The sequence below is a fragment of the Streptomyces eurocidicus genome (assembly GCF_002891295.1).
GTDB lineage: Bacteria > Actinomycetota > Actinomycetes > Streptomycetales > Streptomycetaceae > Streptomyces > Streptomyces eurocidicus.
The window spans coordinates 107,320-124,099 of record NZ_LGUI01000001.1; the positions used below are offsets into that span (position 1 = coordinate 107,320).

Sequence of the window (16,780 nt, forward strand, 5' to 3'; positions counted from 1 at the left end):
GTGCCGGGGGGCCGCTGCGCGGGGCTTTCCCCTACCCGCCCCTTCCCGAATCGGGGCTCCGCCCCGGACCCCGGTCCTCAATCGCCGGACGGGCTGATTTTCAGCCCGTCCGGCGATTGAGAGCACCGCGCGGTAGCGCGACCCCCGCCACCCCCTACGCCCGCGCGATCGTCTCGTGGTGGCGGATGACCTCCGCGATGATGAAGTTCAGGAACTTCTCCGCGAACGCCGGGTCCAGCTTGGCGTTCTCCGCGAGTTCGCGCAGCCGTGCGATCTGGCGGGACTCTCGGGCGGGGTCGGCGGGGGGCAGTTTGTGCGCGGCCTTGAGGTGGCCGACCTGCTGGGTGCATTTGAAGCGTTCGGCGAGCATGTGGATCACTGCGGCGTCGATGTTGTCGATGCTGTCGCGCAGTCGGGTCAGCTCGGCCGTCACGGACTCGTCGTTGGCACTGTTGCTCATGGTCACCGAGCCTATGCGGAAGTGCGAGGTCCGATGACCGGTGGGTGGTCCGGATCGGGGATCCGGTGGCTCCAGCCGCCGGGCACGGCGGTGCCCTGGCGGGCGCGGAAGCGGACGGGCGCGGTGCCGACGCGGCGGGTGAAGAGGCGGCTGAAGTAGGCGGGGTCGTCGTAGCCGACGCGGCGGGCGACGGCGGCGACGGGCAGCTCGGTGGCGGCGAGGAGTTCCTTGGCGCGGCCCAGGCGGATGCCGAGGAGGTAGTCCTTGGGGCTGCATCCGGCGCCCCGGCGCACGGCGGCGCGCAGTTCGGCCGGGGTCATGCCGTGGCGTGCGGCGTGCTGGGCGACGGAGAGCGGCAGGAAGGCGTCGCGGGCGAGGGCCTGGAGCACGGGGTCGGCGGGCGGGCCGGGGGTGCCGGGGCCGGTACGGGCGTGGCGCAGGGCGACGAGGAGCTCGTGCACGGCCGCGGAGCTCTCGATCTCCAGGAGGGGGTTGCCGTGCCGGGCGGCGCGGGCGATGCGGTGGACGGCGGCGCGGGCTCCGGTGGTGTCCGTGAGGGGGACGAGGGGTCGGTGGGGTTCTATGCAGCCGAGTTCGGTGTACGCGGCGACGGCGGGCCCGGTGAAGTCGACGAAGCTCTCGTCCCAGCCCCGGCCGGGTCCGGCGCCGTAGTGGTGGGGGACGCCGGGGGTGAGCCAGAGGAGCGCGGGGGCGGTGACGGTGTGGGTACGCCCGTCCGGGGTGCGCAGCCAGCCGCCGCCGGCGCTGATGACGACGGCGACGTGGTGGCCGAGGGTACGGGGGCCGACGGCGGGGAGGGCGCCGTGCTGGAGCCCGACACCGAGGCAGACGAGGCCGAGGCCGTGGTGGACGGGGGCGGGAGTGAAGTAGCGCATCCAGGTGCGGTACACGTCCGATGCTCTCGCACGGACGTGTCCTGGCGCCAGGTGGCCTCGTGGCCTGCGCCCGGCGTCGATGGCGCGGCCACCCGATCGGGGCTCCGCCCCGGACCCCGGTCCTCAATCTCCCCCAGCTACCGCTGGGAGGTGCCCCCAGACAGGCTGAAATTCAGCCCGTCCGGCGTTTGAGGACACCGCGCGTCAGCGCGGAACGGGGGCCCGGGGGCTTGCCCCCGCCGCGCGGCGGAGCCGCGCATCGGATGCAGCGGGAAGGGGCGGGGCTGGGGAAACGCCCCCGCAGGGGCCCCCTTACACCCCCGCCTCCCACACCGTGAACCCGTCCAGCACGAACTCCGCCGTCCCCCCACCCCCCACCTTCCGCAACCCCACCCACGCCTCCCCGTCCCCCGGCGCCGTGAACTCGTACGCGTACGTGGCCGGTTCATGCGCCTCCGGCAGCTCCGTGCGGGCGAGTTCGCGAGGCTCGGGGGCATCGGTCCCGGTCACCCAGGCGTACTGCCCGGCGGTCTCGTTCTCGTAGCGGAAGGAGACCCGGTAGCGGCGGCCGGGGAGGAAGCGGACGGTGTGCGGGACCGTGCGGTAGACGAGGCCCTCGTTCTCGCCGCGTGACTTGAGGGACTGGCTGCCGTCGATGACGTCGTCGACGACCTTGCCGTTCCAGCCGCGCTGGGTGTAGGGCGCGTGCCGTTGCGCGATGTGGGTGCGCGGGTCCGTGGTGCCGCCCGCGTCGCCCTTGACGAAGGGGCCCCAGCCCTGGGGTACGTGTTCGAAGTCCTCGTGGAGGAGGGCTCCGGCGAGCGCGGACCGCCGGCCGGGGACGACGCGCAGGGCATCGAAGCGTACGCGGGCCCGCCCGGCCGCCGCGGTGAGCGTCAGGGTGGCGGGGCCGCCGCCTTCGGGCACGGTGAACCAGGTGAACATGCGCTGGAAGCGGGTGCCGTGTTTGCGGTCCGCGGCCATGTGGTTGACGGCGGTGGAGGTGTCCGTCCAGTTGGCGGCGGTGACGCCGTCGGCGGTGCGGACCTCCAGGCCGGCCCGGCGCCGCTCCCCCGCGGTGGCGCCGACCTCGACCTGGACGGACGCGGCGTAGGTGCCGGGTCCGAGGCGGGCGAGCCGCCGGCTCACGGTGGCCGCCGCGCCGGAGCCGATGACGAGTTCGCTGTCGCCGAGGGGGCTGAGGGCGACGGCGGCGGGGCCGGTGACCTGCCAGCCGTCGAGGGTGCCGGAGTGGAAGCCGGGGTCGTGCAGCGGGGTGCCCTCGCCCCAGGCGGGGTCGGCGAGGCGGCGGGTGGTGTCGCGGGTGAGGACGTAGGGCTGTCCGGCCGTGGCGTCCAGGGTGACCCGGCCGGCGCGCACGGGCAGTTCGCGGGTGTCGGCGCGGCCCTGGTCGGTGAGGCGGTGGAGGGTGACGGTGCGCCGTCCCGACCAGCCGCGGGGCAGGGTCCAGGTGGTGCGGCCGCCGTCGGGGTTGTAGTGGTAGAGCTTGGCCGGGTCGGTGGCGGAGCGGGGCTCCCAGGGCAGGAGGTAGCGCCCGGCCTCGTAGACGACGCGGCCGTCCGTGGTGATGCGGCGGGTGCCGTCGGCGTCGGAGACGGCGGTGCGGGTGGGGCCGTCGAAGGTGACGGTGTGCTCGGTCCAGGTGGTGATGGGGAACGCCTGGAGGTATTTGGCGGGGAGGTTGTCGGTCCACAGCAGGCGGTGGAAGGCGTGCCAGTCGGTCTTCCCCTGCCAGCCCGAGAAGGTGCCGAGTCTCGCGTGGCCGAGCAGGGGCCATTTGTCGGCGAAGACGTCCTTCTGGTGGTGGCGGATGAAGCGGATGAGGCGGGAGTTGATGCCGCGTGAGGTGTCGGGTCCGTAGTCGGTCTCATTGGCCCAGTGGGCCCACAGGCTCGATCTCTCCAGGCCGTGGCCCCATTCGGTGGTGATCCGCCAGCCTTGTTCGCGCAGGACGCGCTGGAGCCGGTCGGAGTTCCAGCCGGATTCGCGGAAGACGTCGATGTAGAGGGTGTCGAGAGCGGGGTCGGTCTCCTCGCGCAGCCGCCGGAAGCGGCGGGCGATGTCGCCGGAGACCAGGTCACGGCGGGCGTCGATGCGGTACGACTGGTCGAGCCAGTCCCACTGCCGGTCGTTCTCGTCCACCAGGGTCTCGGAGAAGGCGTGCGCGACCGGGTACGACTCGGTGGTGTTGACGTGCACGGCGAAGTCGCTGTTCCAGCGCTTGCCGGCGCGGAGCAGGGTGTTGAGGTCGGTGAGGCCGCCGGCGCGGGTGTTGTGGTTGCCGCCGTAGTCGGGGTGGGCGGAGTCGTGGCCTTCGGACTGGTAGCCCTTGAGGAGGGTGAACTGGCGGAGTCCGTCGGTGGCGAGGGCGATGCGCTTGATGTCGTCGAGGGTGGCGAGGAAGGGGTTGGTGGCCTGGCTCGCGAAGTTGAAGGGGATGTGGGGGACGACTCTGAGGTGTTGTTCGTCGGCGCCGAGGGGGTCGGTCATGATGTCGCGGAAGGCGATGGCGGCGTCCTGCCAGTCGGCCCGGCCGTCGCCGTTGCGGTCGCGGGTGACGATGACGGTCGCGTGGGGCAGGGGCTCGGTGTCGTGGAGCGGGGCGGTGGCGGCCCGGTGGGTCCAGGGGCCGCAGGTGAGCTGGATCTTGGTGTAGCCGGTGCGGGCGAGGGTCTGCCGGCCGAGGCGGCCGTTCTCCCAGGCGCTGCTCGCGTCGGGCCGGTCGTGGACGCTGTTGGTCTCGACTGCGGCGGCGAGTTCTCCGGTGGCGACGACGGCGTAGGCGCAGCCGACGGGTGCCGGGTCGGGGGGTGTGCCGGGGGCGGGGCGCAGATGGGTGTCGCCGCTCTTGGCCTTGTCGAGCTGGAGGCGGGCGGCGAGGAGCTCGGCGCCGGGCTGGGTGCTGCGGACGCTGAGCAGGGCGAGGCCGGGGAAGGCGAGGGTGCCGACGCGTAGGGCGGGGGTGTCGGCGATGCGGGTGATCTGCCAGTGGACGCGTGGGCCGGTGACGCGGATCTCGACGTCGAGGCGGGTGCCTCCGTCGAAGGCGAGGGTGTACGCGGCCCGGTCGCCGGTGCCGTCGGGGACGGTGGAGGTGACCCGGGGGGTGTACTCGGTGTCGCCGATGAGCACCGAGGTCACAGGGTCTTCCTGGGCGTGGAGTACGGCGCCGGTGGTGCGGTCGGTGTAGGAGATGACGCGGGGGAAGGCGGTGTCGACGCGTACGTCGAGTTCGGTGGAGCGGAGTACGGCCTCCGCCGGCGCGGTGGCGTGGGCGGTGGTGCCCATGAGGCCAGCGTTGAGGGCGGCGCCGAGGCCGGCGAGGGCGGCGCCGGCGACAAGGGCGCGGCGGCCGGGTCCGGCGGCGGCCGGGTCTTCCGGAATGGGCTCGGGGTCAGGCTCGGGACAGGGGTCGGCTCGGTCCACGGTCACGCTGTTTCCGCCTCCTCGCACCCAGGGGTCACAGCGTCACCATGGGACGGAGGGGGCCGGGAGCCCATGGACAAAGGGCGTGCGGGTCTTGGACTAATGGACGCGCCGCGTGGGGCCTGGGGGTGTGGGGGGGTGCCGGGGGATGCGGCGCGGGTACGAGGCCGGGCCCGGGGTCGTACCCGCGCGGGGACGGGTCCGTACGGAGCGAGCACGGGCCTCGTACGGGCCCGCACGAGGCCCGTCCCGCCACGGCCCCCAAGGCCCTCACAGCCCCCAAAAAAGCCCCAAGGCCCCAAGGCTCACCCGGCCCGGAAGCACCGTTCCGTCGGGAACAGCGCGGTCACCTCCCAGCCGCCCTCGGGCGCCGGGCCCGCCCGGAGGATGCCGCCCATGGCGTTGACCCGCTCCCGGAGGCCGACGAGGCCGAAGCCGCCGCCGCGCGCCTTCTCGGGCAGCGCCGCCGCGTTCCCGCCGTCGTCGGCGATGCGGAGTTCCACTCCGGCGGGCACGCCGCGCAGGCCGATGCGTACGGCGGTGGCGTCGGCGGCGTGCTTGCGGATGTTGGTGAGGGCCTCGCGGACGACGCGGTGGACGCCGGCGGCCACATCGGCGGGGATCCAGTGCTCCATGCCCTGTTCGATGTAGAGGACGACCGGCGGGCCGGTGCGGGCGAACGCCTCGGTCAGCGCGCGTACCTCGGGGAGACCGGCGACCGGCTCGGTCTCGGCGTCCCCCTCGCGCAGTACGCCGACCAGGCGGCGCATGGCGCTGAGGGACTCCCCCGCCGAGCTCTCGATGCGTTCGAAGGCGGCCGCGGCGGCGGGCCCGTCCAGGGCGGTGAAGCGGGCGGCCTGGGCCTGGACGACGATGCCCGTGACGTGGTGCGCGACGAGGTCGTGGAGTTCACGGGCGAGTTCCAGGCGCTCGGCGGTGCGTACGGCCGCCATGTCGCGCATCCGCTGGCCGGACTGGCCGCGCAGCAGCAGCGAGTACGCGGTGACGACGACGGTGAGGGTACCGAAGACGGCGGTGAAGCGGCCGGGGTCGAGGTCGCGCATGGGTGCGGCGAGGCAGGCGATGCCGAGGAGCGGGCCGAGGGTGGCGGCGGCGCGGGACGGGGAGCGCTGGAGGACGGCGGTGAGCAGGACGAGGAGGGCGATGTCCTCGCCCATGCCCCAGACGGCGGCGGGGTGCGGGCCGGTCATGAGGACGGCGGAGGTGGTCAGGGAGACGGCGGCGGCGACGGCGGCCCGGACGTGCAGCGGGATCCAGCCGTAGGGGACGGCGCAGAGGCAGACGACGACGCCGGCGGCGAGGACCATCGCGTGCGGCTGGCTGGGCTGGCGGGCGAGGGCGCGGCCCTCGAAGGCGACCAGGCACAGCAGGACGACCCCGAGGGCGGCCTTCGCGACGACGGCCAGCCGGGGGTGCCGGGCGGCCCACCCGGCGGCTCTGTTCATGTGCCGCCCGTGGCCAGCCCGCTCTCCCAGGCCCAGGCGGCGATCTCCACGCGGTTCCGGGCGTCGAGCTTCGTCTGCACGTTGGCCAGGTGGGTCTTGACCGTGGAGAGGGAGACGAACAGCTCGGCGGCGATCTCGGCGTTGGTGGCGCCGCGTGCCAGGCAGCGTACGACGTCGGCCTCCCGGTCGGTGAGGGGTTCGGCCGGGGTGCGGCCGGCGGTGGTGCCGGAGGCGGGTGCCATGTCGCGGAGCAGCCGGACGGTGATGGCGGGCGAGATGAGGGAGTCGCCCACGGCGGCGGCGTGCACGGCCTCGACGAGCATGGCGGGGCTGGCGTCCTTCAGGAGGAAGCCGGAGGCGCCGTTGCGGAGGGCGGTGTGCACGTATTCGTCGAGGTCGAAGGTGGTGACGATGACGATCCTGGGGCGCCCGGCGCGGGCGGGGTCGGCGGCGGCGAGCCCGGAGAGGCGGCGGGTGACCTCCAGGCCGTCCAGCTTGGGCATGCGGATGTCGAGGAGCAGTACGTCCGGGTGGTGTGCCTCGACGGCGGCGAGGGCGGCCTCGCCGTCCACGACGTCGGCGACGACCTCGATGTCGGGCTGGCTCTCCAGGATCATCCGGAAGCCGGTGCGGACCATCTCCTGGTCGTCCGCGATGACCACGGTGATCGCCATGCTGTTCCTCGCCTGTCCTTGCCGCTGCTGACCGGTTCTCGCCCTTTCGGGGCGGGCCGGTGCCGCGCCGCCTTACGGAGGGTGTGCCCGTCCGTCCGGGTCGTACGCGGGTGTGCGGGGCGCGCCGGGGCGCGCGGTGGTCGGTTTTCTCTCATGTCACCGGGGGTGACGGGGTGCCGCAACCGCAGGGGTCAGGCGTCGGCGCGCCCCCGGCGGCGCAGTGCGACGCGTACGCCGTAGGCGCCGGCGCCCGCGAGGGCCAGGGCCGTGGCGCCGGCGACGGCGGGGGTGCCGACATCGTGCCGGCCCTTGATGGCCTCGCCGGCCTCGACGGCGCGCTTGACGGGGTTGCTGGAGGCTATCCGCGTGGTGTCGCGGCGGCGCTCGCCCTGCTGGTCCCGGTGGTCGATGTCCTCGGCCGGGGTGGGGGCGGCCGCGCCGTCCGTGCGGTGCGCGGCCTGGAGCGCGGTGCCGGAGGCGGCCCGGGGGGCGGTGCCGGTGGGGAACGCGTAGTCGTGGGTGCGCGCGCTGCCGTCGAGGGTGGCGCGCAGGGTGGGCCGGGAGGTGTCGCCGCCGAGGAGCCTCAGGTGGAGGTGGTCGAGGTCGGCGGCGGGGTGGGCGCCGTCGAGGACGCGCCGGCCGCTGTCCCGGGTGGTGACGGTGGCGCTCGTCCGGCCGTCGTGGGAGGTGAGGCGGGCCTCGCTGCCGTCGGGGAGGCGGACCTGCCGCGCGGTGCTCGTGGCGGGGCCGCCGGGGCGGCCGTCCCGGTGGGCGGCGTCCGCGGCGACCGCGCCGGCCGTCGGCCAGATCACCGCGCCGGCGGCGGCGGTGAGGACGGTGGCGACGACGATGCGGTGCTTGGCGGACACGGGGTCCCTTTCCGTACGTACGGCTCGGACTGCGGCCGTCGGCCGCCGGGGCGGCGGGTCGATCGGGCCGTGCCTCTCACGTTACGGACCTTTATGGGCTCCACACCTCGACTGTCCGACCATTCTCGTCTCGGCCGAAAGGATGACGGAGGCCCGCCCACGTCATACCGGAGTCGTGCGGGCGGGCCGGGAGGGTCGTACGGGCCGGGTGGCCGGGCTGGTCCGTCCGGGTCGGTGGGACGGGGCCGGCGGGGGTCAGCCGCCCAGGCTCGCGGCGGCGGTCCTGATGTTGGCGGCGAAGGTGCTGACCTCGCTGTAGACGCCGGGGTACCCGGGCCGGGCGCAGCCCTCGCCCCAGCTGACGATGCCGACCTGGATCCAGGCGCCGGCGTCGTCCTTGCGGAACATCGGGCCGCCGGAGTCGCCCTGGCAGGTGTCCACGCCGCCCTGCTCCAGATAGCCGGCGCATATCTCGTCGCCGGGGGTGAGGGCGCCGCCGTACGCCTTCTGGCAGGTGGCGTCGTCGACGAACGGGACGTTGGCCTTCAGCAGGTAGCGCTGCTGGGAGCCGCCCTCGGTCGCGGCGCCCCAGCCGGCGACGGTGAAGGTGCCGTTGTTGTACGCGGTGTTGTCGGCGATCTTGAGGGTGGGCAGGTTGACGGGCTTGGCGAGCTTGATCAGGGCCCAGTCCTTGCCGGTGCCGGTGTAGCCGGGGGCCTGGACGACCTGGGTGGACTTGACCTTGATCGCCTGGCTGGACTGGAGGTCGACGACGCCGGCGGTGGCGGTGATCGAGGTGTTGGGTCCGCTGCCGTCCACGCAGTGCGCGGCGGTCAGGACGATCTGCTGGGTGTAGAGGGCGCCGCCGCAGCCCATGGACAGCCGCACCATCCATGGGAACTCGCCCTGCGCGGCGCGGGTGCCGCCGACGACGCCGGGGCCGGGCCGGGCGGTGGGGTCCTGGGCCTGGGCGCTGCCGGGCTGGAGGCTGAAGGCGGCGAGGGCGACGGCCGCGACGGCGAGGGTTCTCCGGAAAGCCTTGAAGTAGGTGAGCAACGGGCTTCCTTTCGTGGGAGGTTGCACGCTTTGTCAGGCTCATGTCAATCCGATAATCGGAATACGGCCTTCGGAGCGCGGTGCGATTATGAGGAGTGGGCGAAAGGTGCGACAAGCCTTGCTTTTCGGCCAGTTTCTGTGTTCGTCGGCGGTCCGTCGCACGCCGTTCACGATGGCCGCGCGCCCTGCCCGGCCGGGGGTCCCGCCCGTAGAGTGCTCGTAGAGTGGAGACCGGGGCAGGACGGACCGAGGGGGTGGTCGCGTGGGCTCGGGCAGCGGAACCGTCGAGATCGCGCACGGATTCCCGCACCTGGAGACGGTGCGCGCCGCGATCACCGCGCTCTACCGCCGGCTCTCCTACGACACGGTGCACTCCTTCGGCCTGAGCGTGCCCCCCTCCGACGTGGCCTTCTCCGACGACGAGGACCCCTACCTGGGCGTGCAGCGGGTGGCCGGGGCGATGGTCGGGCACCTGCGGCTGCCGGACGCCCGGATGATCGTCAGCTTCCGGGAGATGCGGCACGCCGGCAGCGTCGAACTCGCCGCCGGCCCGGAGTACTTCATCGAGCTCAACTCCCGCTTCAAGACCCACCGCCGGGACATCGGCGCCGCCCTCGCCCACGAGGTCATGCACGTCTATCTGCACCGGCTCGATCTCGCCTTCCCGGGCACCAGGGACAACGAGATCCTCACCGACACCGCGGCGGCGTACCTGGGTTCCGGCTGGCTGCTGCTGGACGCCTACCGCGAGTCGTCGGTCACCACGCAGAAGCTCGGCTACCTCACGCCCGAGGAGTTCGGCTACGTCCTCGCCAAGCGGGCACTGGCCTTCGGGGAGGACCCCTCCCCCTGGTTCACCAGCCCGCAGGCGTACGACGCCTACGTCAAGGGGCTGGCGCACGCCCGGCGCGACGAGCAGCGGCCGCCGCTGGCCGCGGCCGGCCGGCTGGGCCGCCATCGCTACGCCCGCGACCGCCGCGCGGAGCGGGGCTCACCCGGCGGCGGGTACGCCTTCGAGGGGCGGGATCCGCTGCGGGTCAGCTTCCCGTGCCCCACGTGCCATCAGCGGATCCGGGTGCCGGTGCAGGGGCGGGTGCGGGCCCGGTGCGGGCTGTGCCGGACGGTGCTGGACTGCGATACGTAGCGGCCGGCGCCGGGCTTTTCCCCCACCCCGCCCCTTCCCGTGCCCGGGGGTTTCACCCCCGGGCCCCCTTCCGCGCTACCGCGCGGTGTCCTCAATCGCCGGACGGGCTGGATTTTCCCCACCACTTCCGCAGCACCTTCTCCGCCGGCTTGCCGTGCGGGGTGTACGCGAGGCGCTTCGCCGTCTCCCCCGTGTCCGGCCAGTCGTCCCACATCCACCAGCAGACGCCCGCCCACCACTCCTTGCCGTCCAGGGCGGCCAGCAGCGCCTCGTACGCGGCGGCCTGCTCGTCGGTGGCGGGCTTCTCGCTGACGGTCCAGGAGAAGGGGGCGGTCGTGGTGCCGCGCTGGCTGACGTAGCCGGCCTCGGTGAAGAGGATCTTGCGGTGGTGGGCGGCCGAGAAGGCCGCCAGCTCGTCCGTGATGGGCTGCCAGGCCCGGCGCAGCCGCGCGGTGTCGGTGGTGGGCCGGTCGCCGAGGGGCCAGTAGGCATCGATGCCGATGACGTCGAGGGCGTCCCAGAAGGGGATGTTCCGGTACTCGTCGTAGTTGGCGGCGTAGGTGAGCGGCCCGTGGTAGACCTCGCGGACGGCGGCGACGGCCTTGCGCCAGCGGGTGCCGTCCCGTGAGGTGCCCGCCAGTTCGGTGCCCACGGAGAACTGCTCGGCGCCGGTGGCGGCGGCCAGTCGCGCGTAGTGGGTCAGGAAGCGGGTGTACGCGCCGAACCAGGCGTCGGGGTCGGCGGGGCGGATCTCCGCGCGGTCGCCGCCCTTCACCAGGTCGACATGCGGCTTGATCATGGTCTTGAGGCCGGCCTCGTGGGCGAGGCCGATGATGTGGCGCAGGCTGTCGTCGGCCGCGGTCTCGTCGGTGACGCGCATGGCCGGGTCGGTGACGCGGTCCTGGTACCAGGTGGGGGTGAAGGTCACCCAGCCGGCGCCGGTGGCGGCGATCTGCCGGAGATATGTCGCGGCCTCGGGCCTTTTGTAGTCGTCGGCGTTCCAGGCGGGGAGCGTGATGCCTCGGATGTCGCTCACCTTGCCCTTCCCCGTCGGCGACGGGCTGGCGTCGTCCTCGGCCGGGCCGCCTGAGGAGCAGCCCGCGAGGAAGAGGGCGGCCGCGGCCGCGAGGGCGGCGACCGCCCTCTTCATCGCGTTCACTGGGTGAGGGCCGTGGGGCCGACGAAGGTGTAGCCGAGGGCGCGCATGCCCTCGATCGTCTGCTGGAGCGGTGCCACCGGGTAGTACGGGTGGTAGAAGAAGCTCGCCACCCCGTCCCGGACGGCCAGGTTGGCCTTGGCGGAGGCGATCAGATCGGCGGGGAGCCTCGGCGGGTGGTTGTTGAACGCGCCGGGCTCGTAGTTGCCGATGTTCTCGGGCAGCACGGTCGAGCCGTAGACGTCCTTCACCGCGTACGGGAAGAACTGGCCGATGTAGCGGCCGGGGTCGGCGGTGCCGCCGAGGGTGCCGGAGAAGTACAACGCTCTCTCCAGTCGGGCGGAGAAGTTCTGGCCGAAGACACGGTAGTCCGCGGCGGAGGCCGCGTAGTGCGGTGTCGTCCAGAGCGTCGGCCTGGGCAGGCCGGCCGCGGCGAAGGCGGCGAGGCCGGCGGTGACGCGGGACTGCGCCCAGGCGGTGGAGTCCTCGGCGACCGGGCCGTCGTAGACGACGTTGTCCGAGCCGTCGATGTGGGCGCGGAAGAACTCGAAGTCGTCGCCGGTGACGCCGTTGTAGGGGTTGTCGGTGTTGCCGTACTGGTGGGTGTAGCCGTGGTTCATCAGGACGGCGCCGTTGGCGAGCATGTTCTTGATCTCAGCGACGACGGCCGGGGCCTGGGCGAGGGTGACAGTCTGGGGGACGCCGTTGTTATAGGCGCCCTTGGGGTCCGTGTACACCGGGATGACGTTGATGCCGTACGGGATGTTCTGCGACTTGAGGTAGGTGGCGATGGTGCGCAGTCCGGCCGGGTCGGCCTTGGGGCTGATGTCCTCCAGGCGGACGAAGGCCCGGTGCCGCTCGGCGGTCGCGGGGGCGAGGGCGTCGAAGAGGAGGTCCTCGAAGACGATGACGCGGTCGCTCTCGGAGACGTACGCGAACGGGATCTCGCCCAGATAGGTGAGGTTGGCCGAGCGGATCGCCCAGGGGCTGATGGCGCCCGTCGTGCCGTCCTTGGCCTGCGCCAGCTGGGTCACCTGGGGGTGGCCGGGGCCGGTGAGCAGGGCCGGGTGAAGCACGCCGCCGTCCTGGCCCGCGGGGACCTTCCGGGTCAGCTGCTGGCCCCGGTAGGTGACCTGGTCGATGTTCCCCACGCCGCTGCCCGTGTCGTAGAACGAGTTGGTGGGGTCCCAGCCGTACTTCTGGCCGAAGGCTCCGGTGCCGACGGCGTTGGCCATGTTCCAGATGTTGTCGCCGATCCAGGTGACGGGCCGGCTGGTGGCCAGCGCGTCCTGGTAGAAGGCGGCGGGCACGGCGTCGGGCAGGGTGCCGCCGTAGTACGTGGAGCCGATGTAGACCGTGGCGGTGTACTGCTCGACGAGGCCCGCGGTGTAGGCGGAGACGGGTTTGGCGGTGACGGTGCCGAAGTGGCCGGCGAGGTTGGCGGCGGCCATGGCGTAGAGCTCGCCCAGATATCCGTAGGGGCCCGCGGTGTCGTAGAGGACGAGGGCGGAGGTGCCGGCCGGGGCGGCGGCGGCCGCCTTGGCGACCGGGGCGGTACCCGGGCGGGGCGCGGGCTGGACGAGGAGCGACTTCGCCCGGCGCAGCTTGTCGAAGCCGAGCCGGGTCCTGACCCAGGCGCCGAGGTCCTTGGCACTCTTCGGTGAGAGCGCGGCGGGGCCCGGCAGGTCCCCGGTGAGCCGCCCGGATATGGGGCCGCTCACCGCTTGTGCGGCCTGGCCGGGCGAGGTGAGTACGGAACCGCCGAGAAGGGCGGCGACGAGCATGACGACGGCTGAGATCCAGGAAATCCTGTATCTCGCTCTCGCTTTTCGCATTCTTTTTCCCCCTGATTTTACCGCTTGTCGCCACCCCCGGTGATCGAGGGCCCGACAGTTTGCAGATTCTTCTTGCCCCGAACAACCCATGTCAATAGACAGCAATGATCCCGAGTGCGCAGTTCCTTGCACAGCATTTGGCACAGACCATTAATCACACCCGTAACATTGGGCCCTGACCAGGCATAACAAACGGTATGCCCATTGAATTCGAGATTCCGATCAAACAACTCCAACCAAGTCCGACAGTAGTACCCTTGACCTCTGATACCTTCCCTGCGCACGCCTCAAGAGGCGCAATCGGGGGGAACTCATGTACGGAAAACCAGCTCTGGGGACAGTCCTGCCCATGGCAGGACTGACGGCCGCCCCGGAAGTGCTGCCGGGCATTCCTTTTGCCCGGGGTCTGCAGGAAGTCGCGGGTGCGGGCTTTCTGCTCTATGTCTCGACCGCGATAGCCCTGCTGTCGATCAAGTTGTGGTTCCGTCTGCACGGCGCCGGTGACCGGACTTGATCACCGAACTCCTGCTCTGGGCCGCCATCTCGATCATCGTGATCGCCGGCTGCTACAACGCCACGCTCTTCGTGCTCTCCCGGCGCCGGATCCGCCGCACCCACGGTCCGCGCCGGCCCCGGCTCTATGTCTTCCTGCTCGCCTGTCTCAACGAGGAGCGGGTCCTCGCGGAGAGCCTGGCCCGGATCACCGGGCTGCCCGCGGGCGAGTTCATGGCGCTCGTCATCGACGACGCCTCCGACGACGGCACCGCCGAGCTCGCCCGCGCCGCCGCCCGCGCCACGCCGGGCCGGGTCCACCTGCTCCAGCGGCACCTTCCGAACGCCCGGCGCGGCAAGGGCGCGGCCCTCAACGCCGGTATCCGGCACCTGAGATCGTCCGGGCTGCTCGACGGCCACGACCCGCACGACGTCATCGTCTGCGTCGTCGACGCCGACGGCCGGCTCGATCCGCACGTGGTCCAGGCGGTGGACCCCTACTTCGACGACCCGCGCACCGGCGGCACCCAGATCGGCGTGCGGATGTACAACCGTGACAAGGGCCTGCTGGCCCGGCTCCAGGACATGGAGTTCGTCATCTACGGCGACATCTTCCAGAGCGCCCGGCGCTACATCGGCAGCGTCGGCATGGGCGGCAACGGCCAGTTCATGCGGCTCGCCGCGCTCGACACCCTGATGGGCGAGGACGGCACCTCCCCCACAGGGCCCTGGAGCGACTCGCTGACCGAGGACCTCGACCTGGGGGTCCGCCTGATCGCCGGCGGCTGGACCAATCAGCACTGCACCACCGCCGCCGTCTCCCAGCAGGCCGTGCTCGACGTACGGCGCCTGGTGCGCCAGCGGTCACGCTGGTTCCAGGGCCACCTCCAGTCGGCCGGACTGGTCCCGCTGATCCTCCGCGAGGTGCCCACCCGGGCCGCCGTCGACCTGCTCTACCACCTCTCCAGCCCGGTGCTGATCCTGCTCACCTCGCTGCTGCCGCTGTCCTTCCTCGTCGCCCTGGGGGGCACCGCCGTCGGCTCCGTACAGGCGGGCCGGCCACTGATCTCGCCCCTGTGGGTCCTCGGCCCGTACGTGCTCTCCTTCACCGCCGCGTACGCCTACGCCTTCGTCTACGCCCGGCGCGAGCGGGGGCTGGGGCTGCTGCGCGCCGTCCTGCTCTCGCACGTCTTCGTCTTCTACGGCTACATCTGGTTCGCGGCCGGCTGGTGGGGGCTCTGGCGGATGCTCACCGGCAAGCGGACCTGGCTGAAGACCGCGCGCACCTGAACCACCTCGCCCCGCCCACCAGACAGGCCCTTCCTAGGGAGAACCATGTCCCCGAACATCATCACCGTGCCCGTACGCGCCATGCTCGTGCTCGGCACCCGCCCGGAGGCCATCAAGCTGGCGCCCGTGGCCCGCGCCATGGCCGCCTCCCCGCTCTTCGAGCCGATCGTCGTCACCACCGGCCAGCACCGCGAGATGCTCCAGCAGATGCTGGAGATGCTCCAGGTGCCCGTGCACACCCAGCTCGACGTCATGCGCGACCGCCAGCAGCTCTCGACGCTGACGGCACGTCTGGTCGACGGCCTCGGCGAGGTGTTCCGCGCCGAGCGGCCCGACCTCGTCCTCGTGCAGGGCGACACCACGACCGCGCTGACCGGCGCCCTCGCCGCCTTCTACGAGCACGTCCCCATCGCCCACGTCGAGGCCGGGCTGCGCACCGGGGTCCTCGACAACCCCTTCCCCGAGGAGGCCAACCGCCGCCTGATAGGCCGGCTGGCCCGCTGGCACTTCGCCCCCACACCGCGCGCCGCCGCGCACCTGGCCGCCGAAGGAGTGCCGGACGCGGAGGTGTTCACCACCGGCAACACCGTCATCGACAACCTCCTCTGGGTGCTGGCCGAGGGCACCGGGCACAACCACTTCGAAACCGGCCTGCGGCGGGTGCTGCTCACCCTGCACCGGCGGGAGAACCAGGGCGCCACCATGCGGGCCATGGGCAAGGCCATGCGACGGCTGGCCGACCGCGGTGACGTCGAGATGGTCGTACCGCTGCACAAGAGCCCCGCAGTCCGGGAGGCCCTGCTGCCCGAGCTGACCGGGCATCCGCACATCCGGGTCGTGGAGCCGCTGGGCTACGTCGACTTCTCCGCCACGCTCGCCGCCTGCGACCTGGTGCTGACCGACTCCGGCGGCATCCAGGAGGAGGCGCCCAGCCTCGGCAAACCCGCCCTGGTGCTGCGTACGACCACCGAGCGCCCCGAGGCGGTGGAAGCGGGCGCGGCCCAGCTGGTGGGCACCGAGCCGGAGCACATCCTGGCGGCGGCCGTGGGGCTGCTGGACGACCCCGTGGCCTACGAACGGATGGCGACGGCGGGCAATCCCTTCGGGGACGGCCACGCCACGGACCGCATCGTGGCCCAGCTCGCGGAGGACTTCGGCGCGGACGCCGGACCCGATCGGGGCGTCGTCCCGCTGGTCGCCTCCCGTCCCGAGGGCCCGGGGTCATACTCGACGGCATGACGAGAGTTCACCGGCTGCTCGGCCTCGCACTGCTCGCCGCCGCCGTGGTGGCGGGCGCCGCCCTCGCGATGAGCGGGCTGTGGGGGGACGACGGCGAGCCGGCACGCCCGTGGGCCGAGGGATCGGTCCACGGGCCGTGGCGGTCGGTGTTCGACGGGCACGGCGAGAACATCGGCCGCCACGACGGACTGGAGCTCTCGCCCAAGCCCGCCCGGGCCGCCGACGAGACACACGCCGGGCTGATCGTCTCCACCGCGCGGTACGGGGCGGTGGACTTCCAGGCGCGGATACGGACGGTCGCCCAGCTGCGGACGCCGCGGCCGAATCCGTGGGAGGTGCCCTGGCTGGTCTGGGCGTACACCGACCCCGAGCACTTCTACTACCTCACCCTGAAGCCCAACGGCTGGGAGCTGGGCAAGCGGGATCCCGCGTACGGCGGCGGGCAGCGCTTCCTGGCGACCGGCGCGGGGCGGTTCCCGGTCGGCGAGTGGTCGCAGGTGCGGATCGCGCAGCGCGGGGCCCGGATGGAGGTGAGCGTGGACGGGAAGGGGCTGGTGGCCTACCAGGACCACGAGCGCCCCTACCTGGAGGGGGCGGTCGGGGTGTACTCGGAGGACGCGAAGGTGGAGTTCCGGGATCTGCTGGTGCGCCCGCTGGACGACTGACGCGTCCCGGACGGGCCGAGGGTCTCGGCCCGTCCGGGACGGGGAGTGCCGCGACGCCCGTCTCCGGTCGGGGAAGGGCGGGCGCCGCGTG

14 protein-coding genes are annotated in these 16,780 nt (G+C 72.7%); 5 read left to right on the top strand and 9 right to left on the bottom strand.

All coding sequences use genetic code 11. The annotated features are described in order from the left end of the window. Nucleotides 1-154: 154 nt before the first annotated feature. From AF335_RS00435 to AF335_RS00465, 7 genes are all read right to left on the bottom strand, one after another. On the bottom strand, nucleotides 155-460 hold the full coding sequence (locus AF335_RS00435) for a chorismate mutase (protein ID WP_087928554.1): 306 nt from the start codon (nucleotides 458-460) through the stop codon (nucleotides 155-157). 11 nt (nucleotides 461-471) lie between these two features. Then, nucleotides 472-1,371, bottom strand: coding sequence for an AraC family transcriptional regulator (locus AF335_RS00440; RefSeq protein WP_102916254.1), 900 nt, complete (start codon nucleotides 1,369-1,371; stop codon nucleotides 472-474). Between the two features lie 297 nt (nucleotides 1,372-1,668). Then, nucleotides 1,669-4,761 (bottom strand): endo-alpha-N-acetylgalactosaminidase family protein, encoded by a 3,093-nt coding sequence (locus tag AF335_RS00445; protein WP_376697800.1) that lies wholly within the window; start codon nucleotides 4,759-4,761, stop codon nucleotides 1,669-1,671. A gap of 347 nt (nucleotides 4,762-5,108) precedes the next feature. Further along, on the bottom strand, nucleotides 5,109-6,269 hold the full coding sequence (locus AF335_RS00450) for a sensor histidine kinase (RefSeq protein WP_102916255.1): 1,161 nt from the start codon (nucleotides 6,267-6,269) through the stop codon (nucleotides 5,109-5,111). Continuing rightward, nucleotides 6,266-6,943, bottom strand: coding sequence for a response regulator (locus AF335_RS00455; RefSeq protein ID WP_102916256.1), 678 nt, complete (start codon nucleotides 6,941-6,943; stop codon nucleotides 6,266-6,268). The genes AF335_RS00450 and AF335_RS00455 overlap by 4 nt, the downstream gene beginning before the upstream one ends. A gap of 191 nt (nucleotides 6,944-7,134) precedes the next feature. Next, on the bottom strand, nucleotides 7,135-7,812 hold the full coding sequence (locus AF335_RS34310) for a hypothetical protein (RefSeq protein WP_102916257.1): 678 nt from the start codon (nucleotides 7,810-7,812) through the stop codon (nucleotides 7,135-7,137). A gap of 255 nt (nucleotides 7,813-8,067) precedes the next feature. Further along, nucleotides 8,068-8,868 (bottom strand): S1 family peptidase, encoded by an 801-nt coding sequence (locus AF335_RS00465; protein WP_102916258.1) that lies wholly within the window; start codon nucleotides 8,866-8,868, stop codon nucleotides 8,068-8,070. A gap of 262 nt (nucleotides 8,869-9,130) precedes the next feature. On the opposite strand from AF335_RS00465, the gene AF335_RS00470 reads away from it, so the two are divergent. After that, nucleotides 9,131-10,012: a hypothetical protein gene (locus tag AF335_RS00470; RefSeq protein ID WP_102916259.1), complete on the top strand. Its 882-nt coding sequence runs from the start codon at nucleotides 9,131-9,133 to the stop codon at nucleotides 10,010-10,012. A 91-nt stretch (nucleotides 10,013-10,103) separates the two neighbouring features. Here the strand turns inward: AF335_RS00470 and AF335_RS00475 are convergent, their stop codons facing one another. Both AF335_RS00475 and AF335_RS00480 read right to left on the bottom strand, forming a co-directional pair. After that, nucleotides 10,104-11,162, bottom strand: coding sequence for a glycoside hydrolase family 113 (locus AF335_RS00475; RefSeq protein ID WP_221505130.1), 1,059 nt, complete (start codon nucleotides 11,160-11,162; stop codon nucleotides 10,104-10,106). Between the two features lie 5 nt (nucleotides 11,163-11,167). After that, nucleotides 11,168-13,003, bottom strand: coding sequence for a DUF2334 domain-containing protein (locus AF335_RS00480; RefSeq protein ID WP_102916261.1), 1,836 nt, complete (start codon nucleotides 13,001-13,003; stop codon nucleotides 11,168-11,170). Nucleotides 13,004-13,352: 349 nt separating this feature from the next. Between AF335_RS00480 and AF335_RS34315 the strand changes: the two genes are divergently transcribed. Genes AF335_RS34315 through AF335_RS00495 form a run of 4 tightly spaced genes read left to right on the top strand, consistent with a single transcriptional unit; the run spans nucleotide 13,353 to nucleotide 16,689 of the window. Beyond that, the gene (locus AF335_RS34315; RefSeq protein ID WP_170127551.1) at nucleotides 13,353-13,517 is read left to right on the top strand and encodes a hypothetical protein; all 165 of its coding nucleotides are present in this window, start codon (nucleotides 13,353-13,355) and stop codon (nucleotides 13,515-13,517) included. Then, nucleotides 13,514-14,785, top strand: coding sequence for a glycosyltransferase (locus AF335_RS00485; RefSeq protein WP_102916262.1), 1,272 nt, complete (start codon nucleotides 13,514-13,516; stop codon nucleotides 14,783-14,785). The genes AF335_RS34315 and AF335_RS00485 overlap by 4 nt, the downstream gene beginning before the upstream one ends. Before the next feature lie 45 nt (nucleotides 14,786-14,830). Beyond that, complete coding sequence (gene wecB, locus AF335_RS00490) at nucleotides 14,831-16,024, top strand: non-hydrolyzing UDP-N-acetylglucosamine 2-epimerase (protein ID WP_228773049.1); 1,194 nt, start codon at nucleotides 14,831-14,833, stop codon at nucleotides 16,022-16,024. Next, nucleotides 16,021-16,689 carry a 3-keto-alpha-glucoside-1,2-lyase-like domain-containing protein gene (locus AF335_RS00495; RefSeq protein ID WP_102916263.1) on the top strand — a complete coding sequence of 223 codons (669 nt, stop codon included), beginning with the start codon at nucleotides 16,021-16,023 and terminating at the stop codon, nucleotides 16,687-16,689. Before wecB ends, AF335_RS00495 begins: the two co-directional genes overlap by 4 nt. Nucleotides 16,690-16,780 lie beyond the last annotated feature (91 nt).